Below are 18,159 nucleotides of genomic sequence, written 5' to 3' on the forward strand. Positions count from 1 at the left end.
GGAGCTCTTCGATTCCTATGTCAGTACGTTGAAGAACACCTATAAACCGGAGATAAACAAGGATGCCATTTCAAAGGTTGCCGGCAGTACCGCGCCCGCACCTGCCGAAACGAAGGAAAGCAAATAAGAGAAGAAGGGGAAGCGTCCCCTACTCCTTCGGAATCAGATAGGAGCAACTCCGTGCTCCGTCTGCGATACTCTCCTGCAGGGTGATATCGACTCCGAGGAGTGTCTGAAAGAGCTCGGTATCGTAGGTACATACTTCTTTGTATTGAGATGCTATCTTCGAGAGGGGACAGTTGAATTGTCTGACCTTATAATGGGTCTCGTCTTCCTCCAGTTCTGTGATCCCGCCGGCCTCGTGCATCATATCGACAAGGGCAGATACCCGACCGGCAAGGGAATCCTTGCCGGTAAACGTCTTTAATCTCTCTGCAAGGATATGGTCCTTTCTCGCTTTAAGGAGTTCCTCAATCTTGGATCTCCCGTCTGCCCTTTCTATCTGCCTCAGAAGATCGAGGGAAAACTGCTCGTAGGTCTTCGGAAAGAAGGCGTCCGTCGCAGACGTCAGCCGATAGAGGAAACCCGGACGTCCGATCCCCTGTTTCCTCGTGATGTATTCGACCATGCCGTTGCGCTCAAGGACAAGGAGATGCTGTCTAACACCCATCGGGGTTATCTTCACTTCCTTGCTGAGTTCATCCACGGATAGGTTGCCCTTTTTCTTTAGGGCAAGTACAATCGCCTGTCTCGTTGGATTATCGAAATGATCCATTGACATTTGTACGACTTTATCATATTTATACAGTATTTGCAACAAAAAAAGCCGCAGGGAAGATATACAGATTTTGAGATATAATACCTTTGACATTTCCGTCACATTGGGCTCGGGATGCACATCGCAACGGTCTGTCGTATCGAGGAAAACAGTGGAAAAACATTTCAGAAATATACGCTTACGGTTATCGGTTCTTCTTTCCGTCACAGTGCTGTGTCTCTATGCCCCTCATGACCGGCAGATTGGCAGCGATGCCAAGGAAAGCTCGGGATTTTCCGATTCTGCTTACGCTGAGGTTGTCGATGTCCGGGATGGAGATAGCCTGCTCGTGAGGGTGGGGCAAAGAACAGAGAGGGTCAGGTTACTCGGAATCGAAGCGCCGGAACTCGGCCAGAAACCGTGGGGAAACAGGGCCAAGCGACATCTCAAGTCTCTCTTCGAAACTCCGAGAGTAAGAATCGAGACAGGTGTCGAGAAGCGCGACAGATACGGCCGCCTCCTTGCGTATATCTGGACACCCGACGGCAGGTTCGTGAATCTCGAGATGGTGCGGGACGGTTATGCGGTTCTCTACACGGTTCCACCCAACGTCAGATATGCCGAGAGACTGAGAGATGCGCAGAATGAGGCAAAAGAAGGGAAAAGAGGCATTTGGGGAAGAGAGGGCCTTACAGAATCAGCCCAGGAATACAGGAAGAAACATCCGAGGTTAGACTGACATCCGCCGGAACCACTCATTGTCTAGGCAATCGGTTCTCAAATGTGCTCGCTTGCAGAATTCTCCCGTAGCCTGTCATCCGGTGAGAAACCACCGAAGGTCAGCGAATCGTTCATACCCTTCTCCTGTCGGCAGCCCTCATGTCGCCCGTATAATCAGTATGCTGAAAAAAAATGGGGTATACTATAAAGAATGGCCAGCAGGAAGATCCTGAAGAAGATTGCTTCCCTCCTCGCCGCAGAGAAAGGAACGATTCATAAAGAGCCGGGCGGTAAGGTCAACGTCTGCCTCGTCTATCCGAACACGTACCACATAGGCATGTCAAGCCTCGGGTTTCAGGGGATATATACCCTCCTCAATGAAAGGCACGATGTCGTCTGTGAGCGGGCCTTTCTTCCCGATGAAGGAGACAGAGAGGAGTACATCAGAACCGGAACGGAGATCTTCTCGATGGAGTCCGGGCGGCCATTGAACAGGTTTCAGATTGTTGCCTTCTCCGTCTCCTTCGAAAATGACTACCCCCATATCCCCGCAATACTGGCTATGTCAAAAATCCCCTTCCGGAGGGAGGAGAGAAGTGGTAACCATCCGCTTCTGGTCGTCGGAGGGGTCTGTGCGTCCTTCAACCCTGAGCCGATCGCGGATTTTTTCGACGTCTGTTTCATTGGTGAAGCGGAAGAGACACTCCCTGAATTCATAGAGGCATTCAGACATTCCGACGGCAGGGAAGACCTCCTCGCAAGGGTTGACGGGATAGAGGGACTCTATCTGCCGGGCCTTTATACCGTTTCTTACTCGGACGGAAGGATTGCGGACAGGACAGCATCAGGCAGTGCGCCGGAGAGGGTAAAGAGAAGGTTTGTGCGGGACATCTCATCCCACTCATTCAGACAGTCGATCATCACGCCGGAAACGGAGTTCTCCTCCATGTACCTCCTTGAGGCCATGAGGGGCTGTCCCTGGAGTTGCAGGTTCTGCGTTGCCGGCTCGGTCTATAAGCCTGTCCGAAAAAAAGACCCTGCCACCCTCACGAGAGAGATCCGTGATTCACGCTCGGTGACAGCGAGAGTCGGGCTCATCGGTCCGTCCCTGACCGATTATCCTCCGATAAGAGACGTTCTCTGTATCGACGGCGTCGATTTTTCTATCACCTCCCTAAGGGCCAGTCCCTTGAGCGCCGAACTCATTGGCTTTCTCAAAGGGCACAGGAGCGTCTCGATCGCGCCAGAGTCGGGAACGGAGAGGCTGAGGCGGGTCATCGATAAACGAATAACAGAGGAGGACATCCTTGAGACATCGCGGCTTATCCTTTCGGCAGGGGTCGACAATCTCAGGCTCTATTTCATGGTCGGACTTCCGACAGAAGATGAACAGGATATCGAGGGCATCATAACCCTCGTCAGGAAGATCAGGGACGGAACACCGAGGGGCAACATCGTCCTGACGCTGAGTACATTTGTGCCGAAGCCTTTTACTCCCTTTCAGTGGCATCCGATGGAAAAGGCGGAGGTTGTGAAGCGCAGGCTTCACACGATAAAGAAGGCCCTCATCCCGGTCAAGGGCGTCAAGGTCTTCCACGATGTGCCGAAATATGCCTATATGCAGGGGCTCTTTGCGAGGGGCGACAGGCGCGTTTCGAGAGTGCTAGAAGGAATGGCAGACAACCATGACTGGCAGAATGCCTGTAAGAAGGCCGGCCTCAACGCCGATTTTTATCTTTTCACTCAGCGGGAATTAGGCGAGATCCTTCCCTGGGATTTTATCGACAACGGCATATCGAAGGACAGGATCTGGTCGGAGTATCAGAAGGCGATTGCAGGAGGGAGAGGATGGGAAACGATACGGTCTTCGAAAGGATAAATACGATCTATAAGCAGATTTCCCATGCCGCCCTGAAGGTGGATAGAAACCCCATGGATATCACGCTCATCGCCGTCACAAAAACCGTGAGCCTCGAGGGCATCAGGGAAGCGATAGACGCAGGGCTGCGTTCATTCGGAGAAAACAGGGTGCAGGAGGCGAGAGAGAAGGTTGAGCATTTCAGTCATGTTCCCGAAAAGATCGAGTGGCACATGATCGGCAGTCTCCAGAGGAACAAGGCAAAATACGCCGTCCAGATCTTCGACATCATTCACGCCGTCGATTCGATGGGGCTCGCGCGAGATATTGACGACCATGCAGGGAGAATCGGCAAGATCCAGGACGTTCTCATAGAAGTGAAACTCTCTCCTGAAGAGTCTAAACACGGGACACCGAAAGACGGGCTTATGGGTCTCATCAGGGAGGTCACGATGCTGAAGAACCTTAACCTCAGGGGCCTCATGACGATACCTCCTTTATTTGAGAATTCCGAAGGTTCGCGCGCCTACTTTAGGGAGTTGAGGAACCTGAGAGACGAAGCAGCCATGAAAGGCTTCCATCTGCCGGAATTGTCGATGGGCATGTCTCATGATTTCAAGACCGCCATAGAGGAGGGAGCGACCATGGTGAGAATAGGCACTGCGATATTCGGAACGAGGAAATAGAACGACACTGATTCAGGTGTTTGATGAATTGTGACTCTCAGATGTATAATCATGAAGTCTGCGATATCCTTGCACATCTTCATTAAGGAGGCGTGATGGTCGGTTTTATCGGCGGCGGCTACATGGCTGAAGCACTCATCAAGGGGATGACCTCTCAGGGCATGAGGGACATAATCGTCTCAGAGCCGAGAGAGGAAAGGAGAAAACACCTGGAACAGTCATATGGGATAAAAACAACGCATGTGAACAGATCCGTTGCGTCTTCGTGCGCGATCACGATCCTAGCGGTAAAACCACAGAATATGGCGGCCGTACTCGATGAGATAGCAGACGTCATCACCGAGGAGAAGACCGTAGTATCCATAGCCGCGGGAATCACCCTGTCGTTCCTGCAATCGAAGTTGAAAACGAAGAGACTCGTGAGGGTGATGCCCAATACCCCCGCGATGGTGCAACAGGGCATTTCTGTCATCTCTCTCTGCGAGTGTTTCTCGGACAGGGATATGGCCATGGTGAGAGAGATCTTCATGTCGGTAGGCAAGGTGATTACGCTCCCCGAGAAGTTTATGGACGCAGTGACTGCGCTCTCCGGCAGCGGGCCCGCCTTCATCGCCTTCTTCCTGGAGGGCATGATAGATTCGGGGGTCCGTATGGGCTTGAACGGGGACCATTCCGCCGAACTCGCGACACAGACGCTCATCGGTACTGCAGCCCTTCTCGAAACGGGCATGCCCCCGGAAAAACTGCGGGAGATGGTGACCTCACCCGGCGGCACCACAGCGGCCGGGCTCGCCTCCTTCGCGGAAAGAGGCCTCATCGCAATCGTGGTCGAGGCCCTCGGGGCAGCTCAAAAAAGAGCGCAAGAACTGGGGAGGAGGGAATGATGTTTATCCTTGCAAATTTGATACTCGCAGTGGCAAATATTCTTCATATCGTACTGACTGTCTATATGTGGGTTATCATCATAGCCGCCCTCATCAGCTGGGTCAGCCCGGACCCTTATAATCCGATCGTGAGATTCCTCTATTCGGTTACCGAGCCTGTGCTACGGCCTGTTCGGAGGGTCATCGGAAACCGACTCGGGCCTATCGATATTTCTCCTATGATCGTCATTCTTGGCATTATATTCATTCAGAGGTTTCTGATAAGTTCATTGATAGAGCTTGGTTATAAATTAAAAGGAGGGCTCATCTTATGAGGATCACGCCACTCGATATCCAGCAGAAGCAGTTCCCCATGAAGTTCAGGGGATTTGACGTGGAGGAGGTTTACGCATTTCTTGAGGTTGTGCGGGAGCAGATGGAAGACCTCCTCAGGGAGAACGCCCTGTTGAAGGAGCAGATTCAGCGTGCGGAGAACCAGATTAAGGAATACAGGGACATGGAGAACACGCTTCGGGAAACCCTCATGACAGCCCAGCAGATGGTTGAGGAATACAAGACGAACGCACGAAAGGAGGCGGAACTCCTGATCAGGGAGGCCGAACTGAACTCCGATTCACTCCTGCGGGAAGCGCAGGAAAAGGTCGTGAAGATCCATGAAGACATCGTCGACCTCAAGGGCATCAGGAGACATTTCAAGGAAGAACTGAAACGGCTCATAGAGGGCCATGCGAGGATGCTCGAGTTCGACAAGGAGCGGGAAGGGGAAGAGGCCGGTGAAGTTTAGCGCGCTCAAGGGCGTTCATGATATCCTTCCGCCTGATGTCTACCTGTGGCAGAGGGCCGAATCGCTGGCAAGGGAGATATGCTCGATTTACGGTTTCCAGGAGGTGAGGGTTCCGCTCATAGAATCCACGGACATCTTTACGAGGAGTATCGGGGCTACGACTGACATCGTTGAGAAGGAGATGTATACCTTCCCCGACAGGGCTGGCCGAAGTATAACCCTGAGACCAGAAGGTACCGCATCGGTGGTGAGGGCATATATCGAAAACCATCTCCATACCCTTCCTTCTCCTCAAAAGTTTTTTTACTCTGGCCCGATGTTTCGATATGAGAGGCCGCAGAAAGGACGCTTCAGACAATTCCATCAGATAGGTGCGGAAGCATTCGGCGTGGGAGTTCCGGAATTGGACGCCGAGGTTCTCTCGATGCTCAGGGTGTTTCTCGAGAAGCTCGGGTTGCGGGGATTGAATTTTGAAGTTAATTCTATCGGCTGCGACGACTGCAGACCGGCATTCAGGAAGGCCCTGCTCGATTTTTTCTCTCCCTTCCTCAATGACCTCTGTCCCGACTGTCAGAGGAGATATGCGAGCAACCCCCTACGCATATTGGACTGCAAGGTTGAAAGGTGCATTCAGCTGAGGAGTGGAGCCCCGCGGGTTACCGATTTCCTCTGCGGAGCGTGCAGAGATCATTTTGAAACGCTCCTTTCCTTACTGGACGTTCTCCATATCCCGCACACCCTGAATCCGGTCCTCGTGAGGGGTCTTGACTATTATACGAGGACGACATTCGAGGTCACAAGTGAACATCTCGGTTCACAAAAGGCCGTGGCTGCCGGGGGGCGCTATGACAAACTCGTAGAGGAGTTTGGTGGACCGAAGACACCCGCCATCGGTTTCGCCATCGGTATCGAAAGACTCATAACGCTCATGAAAGAACGGGGAGAGCCCTCTCCGCCTTCGCCGGATGTCTTTATTGCGACTCTCGGCAGAAGGGCCGTAATCAAAAGCGCCGTGCTGGCTGAAGAGCTCCGAGCACGGGGTTTCTGGGCGGAAGTGGGCTATGACGGCTCTTCCCTCAAGAGCCAGCTTCGCAAGGCGGACAGGCTCTCTTCCCGGTATGCCGTTATTATCGGAGAGGACGAACTTTCGTCGGGTAAGCTTACATGGAAAAACCTGAGGGACGGCACTCAGGGCGAGATAGACGGTAACGATATGGCAGAATTTCTTTCCTCCCTGTCCCGTCATCCTCAATCATAAGTTAAGAGCATTCCTCCGCGTCAGGATATCTTCCGGGACGCGCTATCACTCATATCGACAGAAAGAAGACATTTTCGGTATAATTTATCATGGAAGTTTTGAGATGAAAACCATCCGGATCTGTCACGTGGACTCAAAACCCATGTGGTATCCCCGGGTAACATGAAGAAGGTACTTGTCATCGACGACGAACCCTTCATCCTCATGATGATCGAGGCCAAGCTGAGCGAGGCCGGCTTGAACGTTCTCACCCTGAGGGAAGGCAGAGACGCCCTGTCTTTCATAAGGGGGGAGCTACCTGACCTTGTCATTCTCGACTGGATGATGCCCGGGCTGAGCGGAATAGAACTCTGCAGGATGGTTAAAGAAGATCCTGAGCTCAGCCATATACCGATATTCCTCCTCACCGCGAAAGGGCAGGACGCAGACAAGGAAGCAGCATTCGAGTCGGGGGCATCCCTTTACATAACGAAACCGTTCAGCCCCAAAGCCCTCCTTAAGATGGTGAACGACGCGATAGGGGGTCAATGACCGCATGGATTCATCCTCTCTTCCCTATACGACGAAAGACTTCGAATTGACGATCAGGGAGCTCAGTGATACCTACGAAGAGCTCTCCCTCCTCTATCGACTCCCGGAGATCTTATCGGGCATGGGTGTGGACGAGATAGCGCAACAAGTCGTTGAGGAGGCGATCACCACTCTGGACGTAAAGACTGCTGCACTTCTTCTCTATGATGAGGATGGCAGGAAACTCTGCACAAAGGCTTTCAGGGGACGCTGGGATAAGAGTACCATCCCTTTCGGCGATAATAGTGTGATCTGGGATGCCGTGGAGGGGAAGAAGCCATTAGCCTTCTGCAAACTCCCCGAAACAGATCAGGTGGATTTTGCCCCGTCCGGAAGCCCTGTCCTTGTCTGTCCCCTCATCGGCAAGGAAAAACTCATCGGCGCGATGGTTCTTGCTGACCGGGAATCACAGGCGGAATTTTACTCCAACGATATCCAACTCATGATGGCCATAGCATCACATGCAGCATTGACGATCGAAAATGCCCTCCTTTACAAGGAACTTGAGGATTTCTTACTCTTTGCGATCCGGTCCCTGGTGAAAGCCCTCGAAGCATCTTCCGAGTGGACGGCAGGCCATACGGAGCGTGTCACGGAATATGCCATTGCGATCGGGACCATCATGGGCCTCACCGAAAAACAGATCGAGAGGCTTAAGGTCTGTTCTCTTCTCCACGACATAGGGAAAATAGCCATTTCTAAGGAAATCCTCGACAAGCCGGATAATCTGACCCCGGAAGAGATCAGAGAGGTACAGAGACATTCGATGATAGGCGCTGAGATACTCGGGGGATTTAAGCAACTGCAGGACGTGATAAGCGGGATTAAATATCACCACGAACACTGGGACGGTTCCGACAGCTTCATGGGACTCAAAGGCGAGGATATCCCGCTCATGTCAAGGATTCTGGCGGTAGCGGACACCTTCGACGCTATGACGTCCGACCGGCCATACCGGAAAAGGAAGGCACGGGAAGAAACGATACGAGAGATCCTCAGCTTAGCCGGGAGGCAGTTTGACCCCGCTGTCGTCGATGCGTTCAGGAAGTGGATCAGCCGACAACATCCAGTCTCCTCACCGTAAGGGGTATTCCCAACTCATCGGTGATCTTTCTGCACCGTTCTATATCCACACCGTCCATCTCCACTACAGTCGCCTGAACACGGGGAATGTACTTCTTTGCCTCCCTGAGAAATGAAATGATCTCAGGAAATGCATTCTTGAAGAGAGGCGAGCAGATCCGGTTGTAGGTCTCTTCATCCTGGGCGTCGAGGCTCACTGAGATGGCATCCACAATGCCCTGCAACTCACTTACGATATTCCGTTTATGAATCAGATTTCCGTGGCCGTTCGTGTTCACCCTCACATTGCCGCCCCGATCTTTTATCCACCGGCCGAGATTCTTGACCGTATCGAGCCTGATGAACGGTTCGCCGTATCCGCAGAAGACAATTTCATGATATTGAGACGGGTCACCGATGGCACGCTTGAGTTCTTCCTCCGTCGGCTCCAGAGAAATTCTGAGGTTGTGCCCCTTCACGTAGTCGGTGTGGAATTTTACACAGAAGGAACAATGGTTGGTGCATCTGTTCGTTACGTTGAGATAGAGGCTGTCCCTGATCCTGTATGCGATTTCACCCTTGTCAGGCACTTCGCCTATCCTGAAAAGGCGCCGTGCGTTAAGGGTCGTTATTCTGACGACGTCCTCAGAATGAACTCCTCGCAACTCCGCAATCTTCCTTATCGTATGGATGAGAAAGGCAGGCTCATTCCTCTTCCCCCTCACGGGATCGGGTGCCAGGAAGGGCGCATCCGTTTCGACGAGGAGATGTTCGTCCGGAATGGCCGCGACTATTTCCCGGAGGTTTTCTGCGTTCCTGAAGGTGACCGGCCCCGCAATAGAGACGGAGAGGCCCATGCGAACAGCCTTCTCGGCCATATCCCTGTCGCCCGAAAAGCAGTGTAAGACCCCCCTGCTGATACCGGCTTCGCCCAGTATCTCGAGGGTATCTTCCTTCGCCTCGCGGCTGTGGACAATGATCGGTAGGCCCGTTTCTCTTGCAAGCGCGAGATGTCTTCTGAAGATATCCTTCTGTATGTCCCGCGGTGAATGATCGTAATGGTAGTCGAGACCCGTCTCCCCGATCGCCACCACCTTATCCTTCTTTGTCAGTTCGGCGATCCCCCGATAAGAATCTTCCGTAAAATCTTTAGCGTCGTGGGGATGCATGCCGACTGAGGCATAGACGAAGTCATATTTTTCAGAGATTGCGGTGTTCCGGTTATTGCTCTCAAAATCAGAACTCACCGTGAGGATAGCCTCGACACCGGCATCCCTCGCCCGGAGTATGACGGCATCTCTCGAATCGCCTTCAAAGGTCCCCCGGTCGTTTAGAATCTCAGAATCATCGGGGAACATGTCGAGGTGGCAGTGGGTGTCGATCATGCTCCGAACTTCTTGAGTCTGCCGGCATTGGCAAGGGCAAGGGGAAGGATATGGACTGCAGGGAAAACGCCCAGTTCCCCCTTGAGGCATTCTCTCTCGGAGAATGATGAGCAGACCCCGCCGAGGACATAGGGCGACTTCATGATAAGCGGCACCGGATGCCAGCTGTGTCCCTTCATGAGGGCGGGTGTGGAATGGTCGCCGGTTATGACAAGGACATCGGGCCTAAGGGAGACGATTTCGGGCAGCAGTCTGTCGAATTCCGCTATCCGCGCTGCCTTGCCTTCAAAGTTCCCGTCTTCGCCGTAGGAGTCGATCTTCTTAACGTGGAGAAAGAAGAAATCGTGCTCGTGATACCTTTGCTTCAGAAAGGCTATCTCCTCTTCAACGCCCCCTTCGAGTGCCGGCGTGCTCATACCAACGAGCCGCGCAAGCCCCCGGTACATCGGATACGTCGCTATCGCAAGCGCATTCAGACCGAATGACGCCTGGAAAGTGGGGATATGGGGCATGCTCGAGAACCCCCTCATGAGGATGGAATTCGCCTTTTCCTCAGCCTTCAGCACCTCCCCTATCTTCTTTATCACCCTTTCCGCAACGTCAGCCACATTTCGGGCACTCTCTGAGAGGGGTTCGGGGCTGAGAGGGGGCATGCCTTCCTTCTGAGGGTCTGTATCGCCGATCATCCCCGCAGCAGGATCAAGAGGTTCGGAAAATCTCATGAGGAGAGCGAACCGGTGTTCCATCCCTGGCGCAAAGACAAGATCGGCGTGATCGATCCGCTTAATCTCTCTCCCGAGCTTCTCCGTAATCCTTCTGCTCTGCTCCGTAGGAATTCTCCCTGCCCTCCTGTCGATAACAACGCCATCCCGGACCGTGGCGTAATTACATCTCACCGCCACGTCTCTCCGCGTGATCTCAAGCCCGAGGCCGAGGGCCTCTAAAACTCCCCTTCCGATCTGATATTCCACCGGATCGTATCCAAAGAGGCCGAGATGTCCCGGGCCGCTGCCGGGGGTTATCCCCCAGCCGACAGGCAGATGGAGACCGCACGCCGACTCCCTCGCAAGGGCATCAAGATTGGGCGTATCTGCCGCCTCAAGTTCGGTCTTTCCCCTCAGAGGAAGTCCTCCCAGCCCGTCGAGGACAACGAGCACTATCTTGGTGCTATTTTGCTGGACCAATGGTCCTATAAGATTCTGCATAGATTTTTAGTTTAATGAAAGGAGGGCTTTTTTGCAACGTCACCGCTTCTCGTGATCTTCCTCGTCGTCCTTCAGCATCCTGTATTTCGGTCTTTCCGGATCATCGTACTGGCCACTCTTAACCGACCATAAAAAGATAAGCCAGGCAGCTATTCCCAGGAGGGCGGCAAGGAAGATGAGGAGGAAGGTGCTCCACATATCTGCTTCTTATTATACCTCATTCCCTTCGCGATCACGATTCTGTTATTATTAGATCACTGAGAGATATCCAGAGGAGGAATATTCTGAGTGAGTGTTCTTGACGCGATAGGGGGAACGCCCCTCGTCCGGCTTGACAGGATCAATCCGAATTCCAGAGTCAGACTTTATGCGAAACTCGAGGGAGCTAATCCCGGTGGTTCCGTAAAAGATAGAATTGCTTATTACATGATCAGAGATGCGGAAGATGACGGCAGGCTTACCTCCGGACTCACAATCCTCGAGCCGACCAGCGGGAACACAGGAATCGGACTCGCAATGGTTGGGGTATCAAAGGGTTACAGGGTAAAACTCGTGATGCCTGAGTGCGTGAGCATCGAGAGGAGGAAGACCCTTGAGGCCTTCGGTGCCGAATTACTGCTCAGCGCAGGATGCGAGGGGACGGACGGTGCCATCAGGCTTGCCCACCGGGTTTACGATGAGGACCGTGGCGGCTATTTCATGCCGGACCAGTTTAACAACCCTTCTAATGTCAATGCCCATTATGAAACGACCGGTAGAGAAGTCATTGAACAGACAGGGGGCGAGATAAGCCATTTTATTGCGGGTATGGGCACGACCGGGACGCTGATGGGTGCAAGCCTTCGGCTAAAGGAATACAACAGGGGGATACAGATAATCGGTGTCGAACCGAACATCGGCCATAAGATTCAGGGCTTAAAGAATATGTCCGAATCGATAGTTCCCGGCATCTATGACCCTTCAAGACTGGATGATAAGGAGACCATCGCGGATGACGATGCCTTTCAGGCCGCCAGAAGACTCGCGATCGAAGAAGGCCTCTTCGTCGGTATGAGCAGCGGCGCTGCCATCTGGGTCGCCCTCAGGAAGGCCGTGGAACTCAGGGAAGGCACGATCGTGGTGATCCTCCCCGACAGGGGTGACCGGTATCTCAGCACCGCTCTCTTTGCGTCGGTCTGTGCTCATTGTCCTCCCTAAAACCATGATCACATTCTGCAAGGTTGACAAATACCCAGGATATGGGATAGTTTTATTGCATGCATATCACGAGAGAAACAGACTATGCCGTTAGGTGCGTGCTCTACCTTTCAGGAGTCTCTGACGGCGTCTCCGTTGTGGATGACATCGCAGGGGAGATGGGGATACCGAAAAGCTTTCTCGCGAAAATCCTCCAGAAACTCGCGAAGGCGGGGATTGTTACGTCCATCCGGGGCGTCAAGGGGGGCTTCAGACTGGCGCAGAAACCGGAACGGATAAATCTTCTCAAGGTCATCGAGGCGACGCAGGGTCAGCTGTCCCTCAACCTCTGCGTTCTGGACGAGAAGAGTTGCTCACGGAGCAGCACCTGCTCGATTCATCCAGTGTGGGTGAGGATTCAGGATATCATGGAAAAGGAACTGAAGAGGCAGAGCTTCAAAGGGTTCCTCAGGGAATCGGTCTCCAGAGAAACAAACGTCCCTAAAAGGCCCTCATCGAAGGATTAGGCTTTATTTTATTCTCCGAGATATCATCCTGAATTCCTCGGTGCCTGCCTTTTCGAGCAGTTGAAACAATACCGTTTCGGTTCCCGTTATTACGGCACCTGCGTCCCTCATGAATTCGATGCCGGTCGTATGGTTACCTCTCGCCCGAGAACAGACCGCGTCGCTGACGACATGCACTGCATATCCTTCCTTTAACAACCCAAGACATGTCTGGAGTACGCAGATATGGGTCTCCATTCCGGCGAGGATGACCTTCTTCTTCCCGGAAGAGGAGAGGGACCGCAAAAATGCAGCCTCCCTGCAGCATCCGAAGTCCGTCTTTTCGATGGGCTCGTAAGACGCAAGGGCAGTCCTGACCTCACCAACCGTCGGGCCCAGGCCTTTCGGATACTGTTCCGTGAGGACCATGGGAATCTTGAAAATCTTGGCCGCCTCGACGAGGTGAAGAGTGTTAGCAATTACCTTCTCCCTCTCACCCATTACAGCGGCAAGCTTATCCTGGATATCAACGATGGCGAGGATCACCTCGCCCCTTATCAGGAAAAATCTTTCCATAAAATTAGCAATGCTCTCGACAAAAAGGGACCCGGACAACCTCCCCGGCGTCGTATCCGGATCCCTCTGTATCATTGAAAGAGGTGTTACAGCCTCCCCTTCAAGAGACTGTCGACCACCGACGGGTCAGCGAGTGTTGATGTATCTCCCAGGTCCTCGACCTGCCCATGTGCGATCTTTCGCAGAATCCTTCTCATGATCTTTCCGCTGCGCGTCTTCGGCAGCCCGGGCGCGAACTGGAGTTTATCGGGCGTTGCGATAGGCCCGATGACCGTCCTGACATGGCCCACCAAGATCTTCTTCAGCTCGTCCGTCGGCTGATTGCCCTCTTTGAGAGTGACATAGACGTAGATGCCTTCGCCCTTGATGTCATGGGGATAGCCGACCACCGCCGCTTCTGCTACCGTGTCATGGCTGACGAGCGCTGATTCGACCTCCGCGGTGCCGAGCCTGTGGCCCGAGATATTGATGACGTCGTCAATTCTGCCCATGAGCCAGTAATCGCCGTCCTTGTCGACGCGCGCACCGTCGCCGGTCAGATACTTGCCGGCGAATCTCGAAAAATAGATCTCTTTGATACGCTTGTTTTCAGGGTCTCCGTACGTTCCCCTCAGCATGCCAGGCCATGGTTTTTCGATGATGAGGTACCCTCCTTCATCAACCCCTGCCGGAGATCCGTCCTCTTTTATGACCTTAGGGACGACGCCGGGGAAGGGTCGGTTCGCCGAACCGGGCTTCAATGTCATTGCGCCCGGGAGCGGAGTGATGAGGATGCCTCCCGTTTCCGTCTGCCACCACGTGTCGACAATGGGGAGTTTACTTTTGCCGACATGGCTATGGTACCACACCCATGCCTCGGGGTTTATCGGTTCTCCCACCGTTCCAAGGAGCCTCAATGAGGATAGGTCATGCTTGTTCACCCATCTTTCCCCTTCCCTCATCAGAGCCCTGATGGCAGTCGGAGCGGTATAGAAGATATTCACCTGATGCTTGTCTACGATGTCCCAGAACCTTCCGGGGTTCGGATAGGTCGGAACCCCCTCGAACATGAGGCTTGTGGCCCCGAGGGAGAGAGGCCCGTAGACAATGTAGCTGTGCCCCGTCACCCAGCCTATGTCTGCGGTGCAGAAGTGGATGTCTTCCTCATGATAATCGAAAATCCACTTGAATGTAAGATTGGTATAGAGCAGATAGCCGCCCGTGGTGTGGAGAACACCCTTCGGTTTTCCGGTAGAACCTGACGTATAGAGGATAAACAGCCGATCCTCGGCATCCATATGTTCAGGCTCGCAGTAGGCACCCACGTCGGGAGCGGACATTTCGGCATTCCACCATGAATCTCTTCCATCGTGCATATTGATTTCTCCGCTCTTCGACCTCTGAACAACGAGCGTTTTCTCGACTGTAGGACACTCGTTAAGCGCCTCGTCGGCGTTAGCCTTCAGGGGAACAAATTTTCCTGCCCTCACACCTTCATCGGCCGTAATGAGAAGCTTCGCCTTACAGTCCTGAATCCGGTCCCTGAGGGCCTGGGCACTGAACCCGCCGAAGACGATGCTGTGTATCGCCCCGATCCTCGAACACGCGAGCATCGATATTGCAAGTTCAGGGATCATCGGAAGGTATATGGTGACCCGATCACCCTTTTTGATGCCGAGTTTTTTCAGAACGTTCGCGAGTTTGTTCACCTCGTAGTAGAGCTGCTGGTAGGTATAGGTCTTGTAACTTCCATCATCGGCCTCCCAGATTATGGCTGCCTTGTTTCGCGTCGCCGTCTTGATATGTCTGTCAAGGCAGTTCACAGAGACATTCAGCTTTCCGCCACTAAACCATTTGATCTCGGGTTTTTCAAAACTATAGTCAAGAACCTTGTTCCATTTCTTGAACCAGGTGAGTTGCTTCTCCGCCATTTCACCCCAGAAACCTTCGGGGTCTTCAACAGACTTCTTGTAGAGCTTCTCATACTCGGCCAAACTCTTGATATGGGCATCCTTACTGAACTCCTTTGATGGCGGAAATGTCCTATTCTCGGCCATCAGCACATCGATCTTCTTTGCATCAGCCATTCCTTTTTTCCTCCTCTTTATTTTCAGTCAAAGAGAACCTGAAGCCGGGCGGCAGGGGAGACGGGCCTCTTGCCGCACGGCAACAGAATCTCATCAAACGAATCCGATTCGTCTCATCAGGTTCCGTAGACGACCTGATGCCCTCTTCTCGGAAGAGATCAAGTCGCTCGGGCCTTCTCCGACCCGGGAGAGCCTTTTGCTAATCTTCTGCGCCGATCCCTATATATTCCCTGAGTTTTTCCCCGGAGAACTTCTTCTCTGCCTCTCTGTCAGGCGCCATGAGCGAAACGAGAATACCGATGAGGAAGGCGGCCGCCATCGAGTATATGCCGGGATTCCTGAGCGGGAAGATAGGCTTCGGCATATTCGCCTTTGCCTCTTTCACCTGGCCCTCCGATGATTTCTTCACGGAAGCGATGGAGGCATCAATCTCCGCGAGTTTCGCCGCCTCCAGTCCAGCAACCTTCTGCTTTTCTAACTCCGTGACCTTCGCCTTCGTCGTCTCCTCGATCGCCTTCACTTGCTTCCCTATCGCGTCCACTTCACTCTTATGAACTATGTCGACCCAGACTGTGGGGCTGAGGATCAGGAGCACCGTCGCAACAATAAGACCGGTATAGATGCTTGTTACCGCTCCCGCCGTCGTAAACCTCTTCCAGAGAATCGACATCAAGAGTGCAGGGAAATTAGCACTCGCTGCGATAGCAAAGGTCAGCCCGACGAGGAATGCGACATTCTGCCCCTTAAAGAGTATTCCGAGGAGTATCGCCGTAATTCCGAGTCCAACCGTGGCGATTTTAGCGACCTTCACCTCGTCTTTCTCCGACGCCTGTCCACGCCTGATGACGCCGACAAAGAGATCATGTGAGAACGCGGATGCACCGGCGAGGGTGAGCCCGGAAACGACCGCAAGGATCGTGGCAAAAGCGACTGCGGAAAGGAACCCGAGGAATAGGTTGCCTCCGAGCGCTTCGGCGAGGAGAGGGCCTGCCATATTGCCGCCCTTGTCTATGCCCATGATGACCTTCTGGCCGACGAGCACCGCTGCGCCGAAACCGATGGTGACGGTGAGGATGTAGAAATAGCCGATGAACCCCGTGGCAAAGAAAACCGATTTCCTCGCCGCCTTCGCATCAGGGACCGTGTAGAACCTCATGAGGATGTGGGGGAGTCCCGCCGTACCGAACATGAGGGCAAGCCCGAGGGAAAAAGCGTCTATGGGATTCGTCACGAGACCGCCCGGTTCAAGGAATTTATTGGTGTAGAGCTTTTCGGCCTGGCCGAAGAGTTCACCGTAACTGAAACCGAACTGCGCGAGAGTCAGAATGACGAGGAGCGTGGCGCCTCCGAGGAGCAGGCATGCCTTGATAATCTGGACCCAGGTCGTGGCGATCATACCGCCGAAGAGGACGTACGATATCATGAGAGCGCCTGTTATGACAATCGCAACCTCAAAGGGCAGACCGAACATGAGCTTTATGAGGGTTCCCGCACCAACCATCTGAGCAATGAGGTAGGTGAGAACGACGACGACTGATCCGGCAGCTGCAGCGGCCCGTATCGGCCTCTGGTTCAGACGGTATGCGACGACGTCGGCAAAGGTATATTTGCCGAGGTTTCTGAGAGGTTCTGATATAAGGAACATGATGATCGGCCATCCGACAAGCCATCCGACAGAATAGATGAGGCCGTCATAACCCTTTGTCGAGACGATTCCCGCGATCCCGAGGAAGGAGGCCGCACTCATGTAATCGCCGGCGAGAGCAAGGCCGTTCTGGAAACCGGTGATGTTCCTGCCCGCTGCGTAGAAATCCTTTGTCGTCCTCGTCCTTTTAGCCGCCCAGTAAGTAATCACAAGGGTGCTGATAACAAAAAGGACAAAGAACATTATCGCGACAGGGTTTGCCTGTCCTATCATAGTCTGTGTTGCTTGTGGCATGGTTAACCTCCTATCTTATCTTTGACTTTTTTGACGAGGATGTCATATTTGTTGTTCGCCCAGAAGATGTAGATCCCTGTGAATACCCACGAAAAAACGATCGTACCGACCGCTATCGGTATCCCGATTGTGGTTGCCGTTCCGGGACCAAGTTTTTGCGCCAAAAACGGTTTGTTGAAAGCGATGAGGGCGATAAACCCGAAATAGAGAACGAGTTCCAGAATCGTCAGGATGACGGAAATCGTGTTCTTTTGACTCGACAACGATTTGAAATCGTCATCTTCGAGAATTTCGTGCACTGTTTTCTTGCTGCTCATAAATATTACCTCCTTTAGGGTTCGTTGCTTTCTTTCTCACAGATTGCTTAATTCACACGATACTCTGAATCGATCACCTCCCTTGAGCCTCAATTTTAGAAGATCCCCGACGCTCGTGATGCCGATACCCGAGAGCATCGGGATGAGTCGTTGAAAGACCTGCGCCGTAATGAAGGCATCCATCATCGCATTGTGAGCCCCTGAAACGGGAATGCCTAAATTTCTCGCGATGTCATATAACTGCTTGTAATCCCTCGGCGGAGAGGTGAAAGAACTGTGGGAAGGAACCGCACTCCTGACAAAATCGTACAACAGCAACGTGTCGAGAACGGGATTCTTCAAGACCCGACCGAAGAGCCTTTTCATCTCTCTGTTGATAAAGCACATATCTATGGATATGTAATGACCTA

The 18,159-nt window shown here is 53.0% G+C and carries 20 protein-coding genes; 11 read left to right on the forward strand and 9 right to left on the reverse strand.

Translation table 11 applies throughout. From position 1 onward, the window contains the following. Positions 1–148: 148 nt before the first annotated feature. Positions 149–775 carry an ArsR family transcriptional regulator gene (locus VEI96_04960; protein ID HXX57330.1) on the reverse strand — a complete coding sequence of 209 codons (627 nt, stop codon included), beginning with the start codon at positions 773–775 and terminating at the stop codon, positions 149–151. Between the two features lie 154 nt (positions 776–929). Between VEI96_04960 and VEI96_04965 the strand changes: the two genes are divergently transcribed. From VEI96_04965 to VEI96_05005, 9 genes are all read left to right on the forward strand, one after another. Next, positions 930–1,496 carry a thermonuclease family protein gene (locus tag VEI96_04965; GenBank protein HXX57331.1) on the forward strand — a complete coding sequence of 189 codons (567 nt, stop codon included), beginning with the start codon at positions 930–932 and terminating at the stop codon, positions 1,494–1,496. 192 nt (positions 1,497–1,688) lie between these two features. Further along, positions 1,689–3,356 (forward strand): radical SAM protein, encoded by a 1,668-nt coding sequence (locus tag VEI96_04970; protein ID HXX57332.1) that lies wholly within the window; start codon positions 1,689–1,691, stop codon positions 3,354–3,356. Continuing rightward, positions 3,326–4,021: a YggS family pyridoxal phosphate-dependent enzyme gene (locus VEI96_04975; GenBank protein HXX57333.1), complete on the forward strand. Its 696-nt coding sequence runs from the start codon at positions 3,326–3,328 to the stop codon at positions 4,019–4,021. The genes VEI96_04970 and VEI96_04975 overlap by 31 nt, the downstream gene beginning before the upstream one ends. A 95-nt stretch (positions 4,022–4,116) precedes the next feature. Continuing rightward, entirely contained in the window at positions 4,117–4,905 is a 789-nt protein-coding gene (gene proC / locus VEI96_04980; protein HXX57334.1) for a pyrroline-5-carboxylate reductase, read from the forward strand. Continuing rightward, positions 4,902–5,219 (forward strand): YggT family protein, encoded by a 318-nt coding sequence (locus VEI96_04985; protein HXX57335.1) that lies wholly within the window; start codon positions 4,902–4,904, stop codon positions 5,217–5,219. Before proC ends, VEI96_04985 begins: the two co-directional genes overlap by 4 nt. Beyond that, a complete protein-coding gene (locus tag VEI96_04990) occupies positions 5,216–5,689 on the forward strand; it encodes a DivIVA domain-containing protein (GenBank protein HXX57336.1) in 474 nt (157 codons plus the stop codon). The genes VEI96_04985 and VEI96_04990 overlap by 4 nt, the downstream gene beginning before the upstream one ends. Then, positions 5,679–6,947, forward strand: a complete 1,269-nt coding sequence (gene hisS / locus VEI96_04995) for a histidine--tRNA ligase (GenBank protein ID HXX57337.1) — start codon at positions 5,679–5,681, stop codon at positions 6,945–6,947. Before VEI96_04990 ends, hisS begins: the two co-directional genes overlap by 11 nt. 162 nt (positions 6,948–7,109) lie before the next feature. Further along, positions 7,110–7,478 (forward strand): response regulator, encoded by a 369-nt coding sequence (locus VEI96_05000; protein HXX57338.1) that lies wholly within the window; start codon positions 7,110–7,112, stop codon positions 7,476–7,478. Between the two features lie 4 nt (positions 7,479–7,482). Beyond that, positions 7,483–8,601 carry an HD domain-containing phosphohydrolase gene (locus VEI96_05005; GenBank protein HXX57339.1) on the forward strand — a complete coding sequence of 373 codons (1,119 nt, stop codon included), beginning with the start codon at positions 7,483–7,485 and terminating at the stop codon, positions 8,599–8,601. Here VEI96_05005 and VEI96_05010 read toward each other — a convergent pair. From VEI96_05010 to ccoS, 3 genes are read right to left on the reverse strand one after another with little or no spacing between them, the layout of a single operon-like run. Further along, entirely contained in the window at positions 8,570–9,964 is a 1,395-nt protein-coding gene (locus tag VEI96_05010; protein HXX57340.1) for a YchF/TatD family DNA exonuclease, read from the reverse strand. The genes VEI96_05005 and VEI96_05010 overlap by 32 nt on opposite strands. Continuing rightward, positions 9,961–11,169 (reverse strand): 2,3-bisphosphoglycerate-independent phosphoglycerate mutase, encoded by a 1,209-nt coding sequence (locus VEI96_05015; GenBank protein HXX57341.1) that lies wholly within the window; start codon positions 11,167–11,169, stop codon positions 9,961–9,963. The genes VEI96_05010 and VEI96_05015 overlap by 4 nt, the downstream gene beginning before the upstream one ends. A gap of 39 nt (positions 11,170–11,208) precedes the next feature. Further along, positions 11,209–11,367, reverse strand: a complete 159-nt coding sequence (ccoS, locus tag VEI96_05020) for a cbb3-type cytochrome oxidase assembly protein CcoS (protein HXX57342.1) — start codon at positions 11,365–11,367, stop codon at positions 11,209–11,211. A 90-nt stretch (positions 11,368–11,457) separates the two neighbouring features. Between ccoS and VEI96_05025 the strand changes: the two genes are divergently transcribed. Next, positions 11,458–12,366, forward strand: a complete 909-nt coding sequence (locus tag VEI96_05025) for a cysteine synthase (protein ID HXX57343.1) — start codon at positions 11,458–11,460, stop codon at positions 12,364–12,366. A 59-nt stretch (positions 12,367–12,425) separates the two neighbouring features. Beyond that, positions 12,426–12,872 carry an Rrf2 family transcriptional regulator gene (locus VEI96_05030; GenBank protein HXX57344.1) on the forward strand — a complete coding sequence of 149 codons (447 nt, stop codon included), beginning with the start codon at positions 12,426–12,428 and terminating at the stop codon, positions 12,870–12,872. Positions 12,873–12,875: 3 nt separating this feature from the next. Here the strand turns inward: VEI96_05030 and VEI96_05035 are convergent, their stop codons facing one another. The 5 genes from VEI96_05035 to VEI96_05055 all read right to left on the reverse strand — a co-directional run. Beyond that, positions 12,876–13,502: a hydrolase gene (locus VEI96_05035; GenBank protein HXX57345.1), complete on the reverse strand. Its 627-nt coding sequence runs from the start codon at positions 13,500–13,502 to the stop codon at positions 12,876–12,878. A gap of 11 nt (positions 13,503–13,513) precedes the next feature. Next, complete coding sequence (gene acs, locus VEI96_05040; protein ID HXX57346.1) at positions 13,514–15,493, reverse strand: acetate--CoA ligase; 1,980 nt, start codon at positions 15,491–15,493, stop codon at positions 13,514–13,516. 199 nt (positions 15,494–15,692) lie between these two features. Next, the gene (locus VEI96_05045; GenBank protein HXX57347.1) at positions 15,693–17,432 is read right to left on the reverse strand and encodes a sodium/solute symporter; all 1,740 of its coding nucleotides are present in this window, start codon (positions 17,430–17,432) and stop codon (positions 15,693–15,695) included. A 2-nt stretch (positions 17,433–17,434) separates the two neighbouring features. Then, on the reverse strand, positions 17,435–17,749 hold the full coding sequence (locus VEI96_05050) for a DUF485 domain-containing protein (protein ID HXX57348.1): 315 nt from the start codon (positions 17,747–17,749) through the stop codon (positions 17,435–17,437). 36 nt (positions 17,750–17,785) lie between these two features. Beyond that, positions 17,786–18,159 (reverse strand): 3'-5' exonuclease (locus VEI96_05055; GenBank protein HXX57349.1); only part of this gene is annotated, 374 nt, incomplete at its 5' end.

It is taken from the genome of Thermodesulfovibrionales bacterium, assembly GCA_035622735.1.
Taxonomy (GTDB): domain Bacteria; phylum Nitrospirota; class Thermodesulfovibrionia; order Thermodesulfovibrionales; family UBA9159; genus DASPUT01.

What these genes read in the sequence shown, in the direction of transcription:
- VEI96_04960 (HXX57330.1), bottom strand. Translation starts at nt 775, where the DNA reads ATGGATCATTTCGATAATCCAACGAGACAGGCGATTGTACTTGCCCTA.
- VEI96_04970 (HXX57332.1), top strand. Translation starts at nt 1,689, where the DNA reads ATGGCCAGCAGGAAGATCCTGAAGAAGATTGCTTCCCTCCTCGCCGCA.
- VEI96_04975 (HXX57333.1), top strand. Translation starts at nt 3,326, where the DNA reads ATGGGAAACGATACGGTCTTCGAAAGGATAAATACGATCTATAAGCAG.
- proC (HXX57334.1), top strand. Translation starts at nt 4,117, where the DNA reads ATGGTCGGTTTTATCGGCGGCGGCTACATGGCTGAAGCACTCATCAAG.
- VEI96_04985 (HXX57335.1), top strand. Translation starts at nt 4,902, where the DNA reads ATGATGTTTATCCTTGCAAATTTGATACTCGCAGTGGCAAATATTCTT.
- VEI96_04990 (HXX57336.1), top strand. Translation starts at nt 5,216, where the DNA reads ATGAGGATCACGCCACTCGATATCCAGCAGAAGCAGTTCCCCATGAAG.
- VEI96_05000 (HXX57338.1), top strand. Translation starts at nt 7,110, where the DNA reads ATGAAGAAGGTACTTGTCATCGACGACGAACCCTTCATCCTCATGATG.
- VEI96_05005 (HXX57339.1), top strand. Translation starts at nt 7,483, where the DNA reads ATGGATTCATCCTCTCTTCCCTATACGACGAAAGACTTCGAATTGACG.
- VEI96_05010 (HXX57340.1), bottom strand. Translation starts at nt 9,964, where the DNA reads ATGATCGACACCCACTGCCACCTCGACATGTTCCCCGATGATTCTGAG.
- VEI96_05015 (HXX57341.1), bottom strand. Translation starts at nt 11,169, where the DNA reads ATGCAGAATCTTATAGGACCATTGGTCCAGCAAAATAGCACCAAGATA.
- ccoS (HXX57342.1), bottom strand. Translation starts at nt 11,367, where the DNA reads ATGTGGAGCACCTTCCTCCTCATCTTCCTTGCCGCCCTCCTGGGAATA.
- VEI96_05030 (HXX57344.1), top strand. Translation starts at nt 12,426, where the DNA reads ATGCATATCACGAGAGAAACAGACTATGCCGTTAGGTGCGTGCTCTAC.
- VEI96_05035 (HXX57345.1), bottom strand. Translation starts at nt 13,502, where the DNA reads ATGATACAGAGGGATCCGGATACGACGCCGGGGAGGTTGTCCGGGTCC.
- acs (HXX57346.1), bottom strand. Translation starts at nt 15,493, where the DNA reads ATGGCTGATGCAAAGAAGATCGATGTGCTGATGGCCGAGAATAGGACA.
- VEI96_05045 (HXX57347.1), bottom strand. Translation starts at nt 17,432, where the DNA reads ATGCCACAAGCAACACAGACTATGATAGGACAGGCAAACCCTGTCGCG.
- VEI96_05050 (HXX57348.1), bottom strand. Translation starts at nt 17,749, where the DNA reads ATGAGCAGCAAGAAAACAGTGCACGAAATTCTCGAAGATGACGATTTC.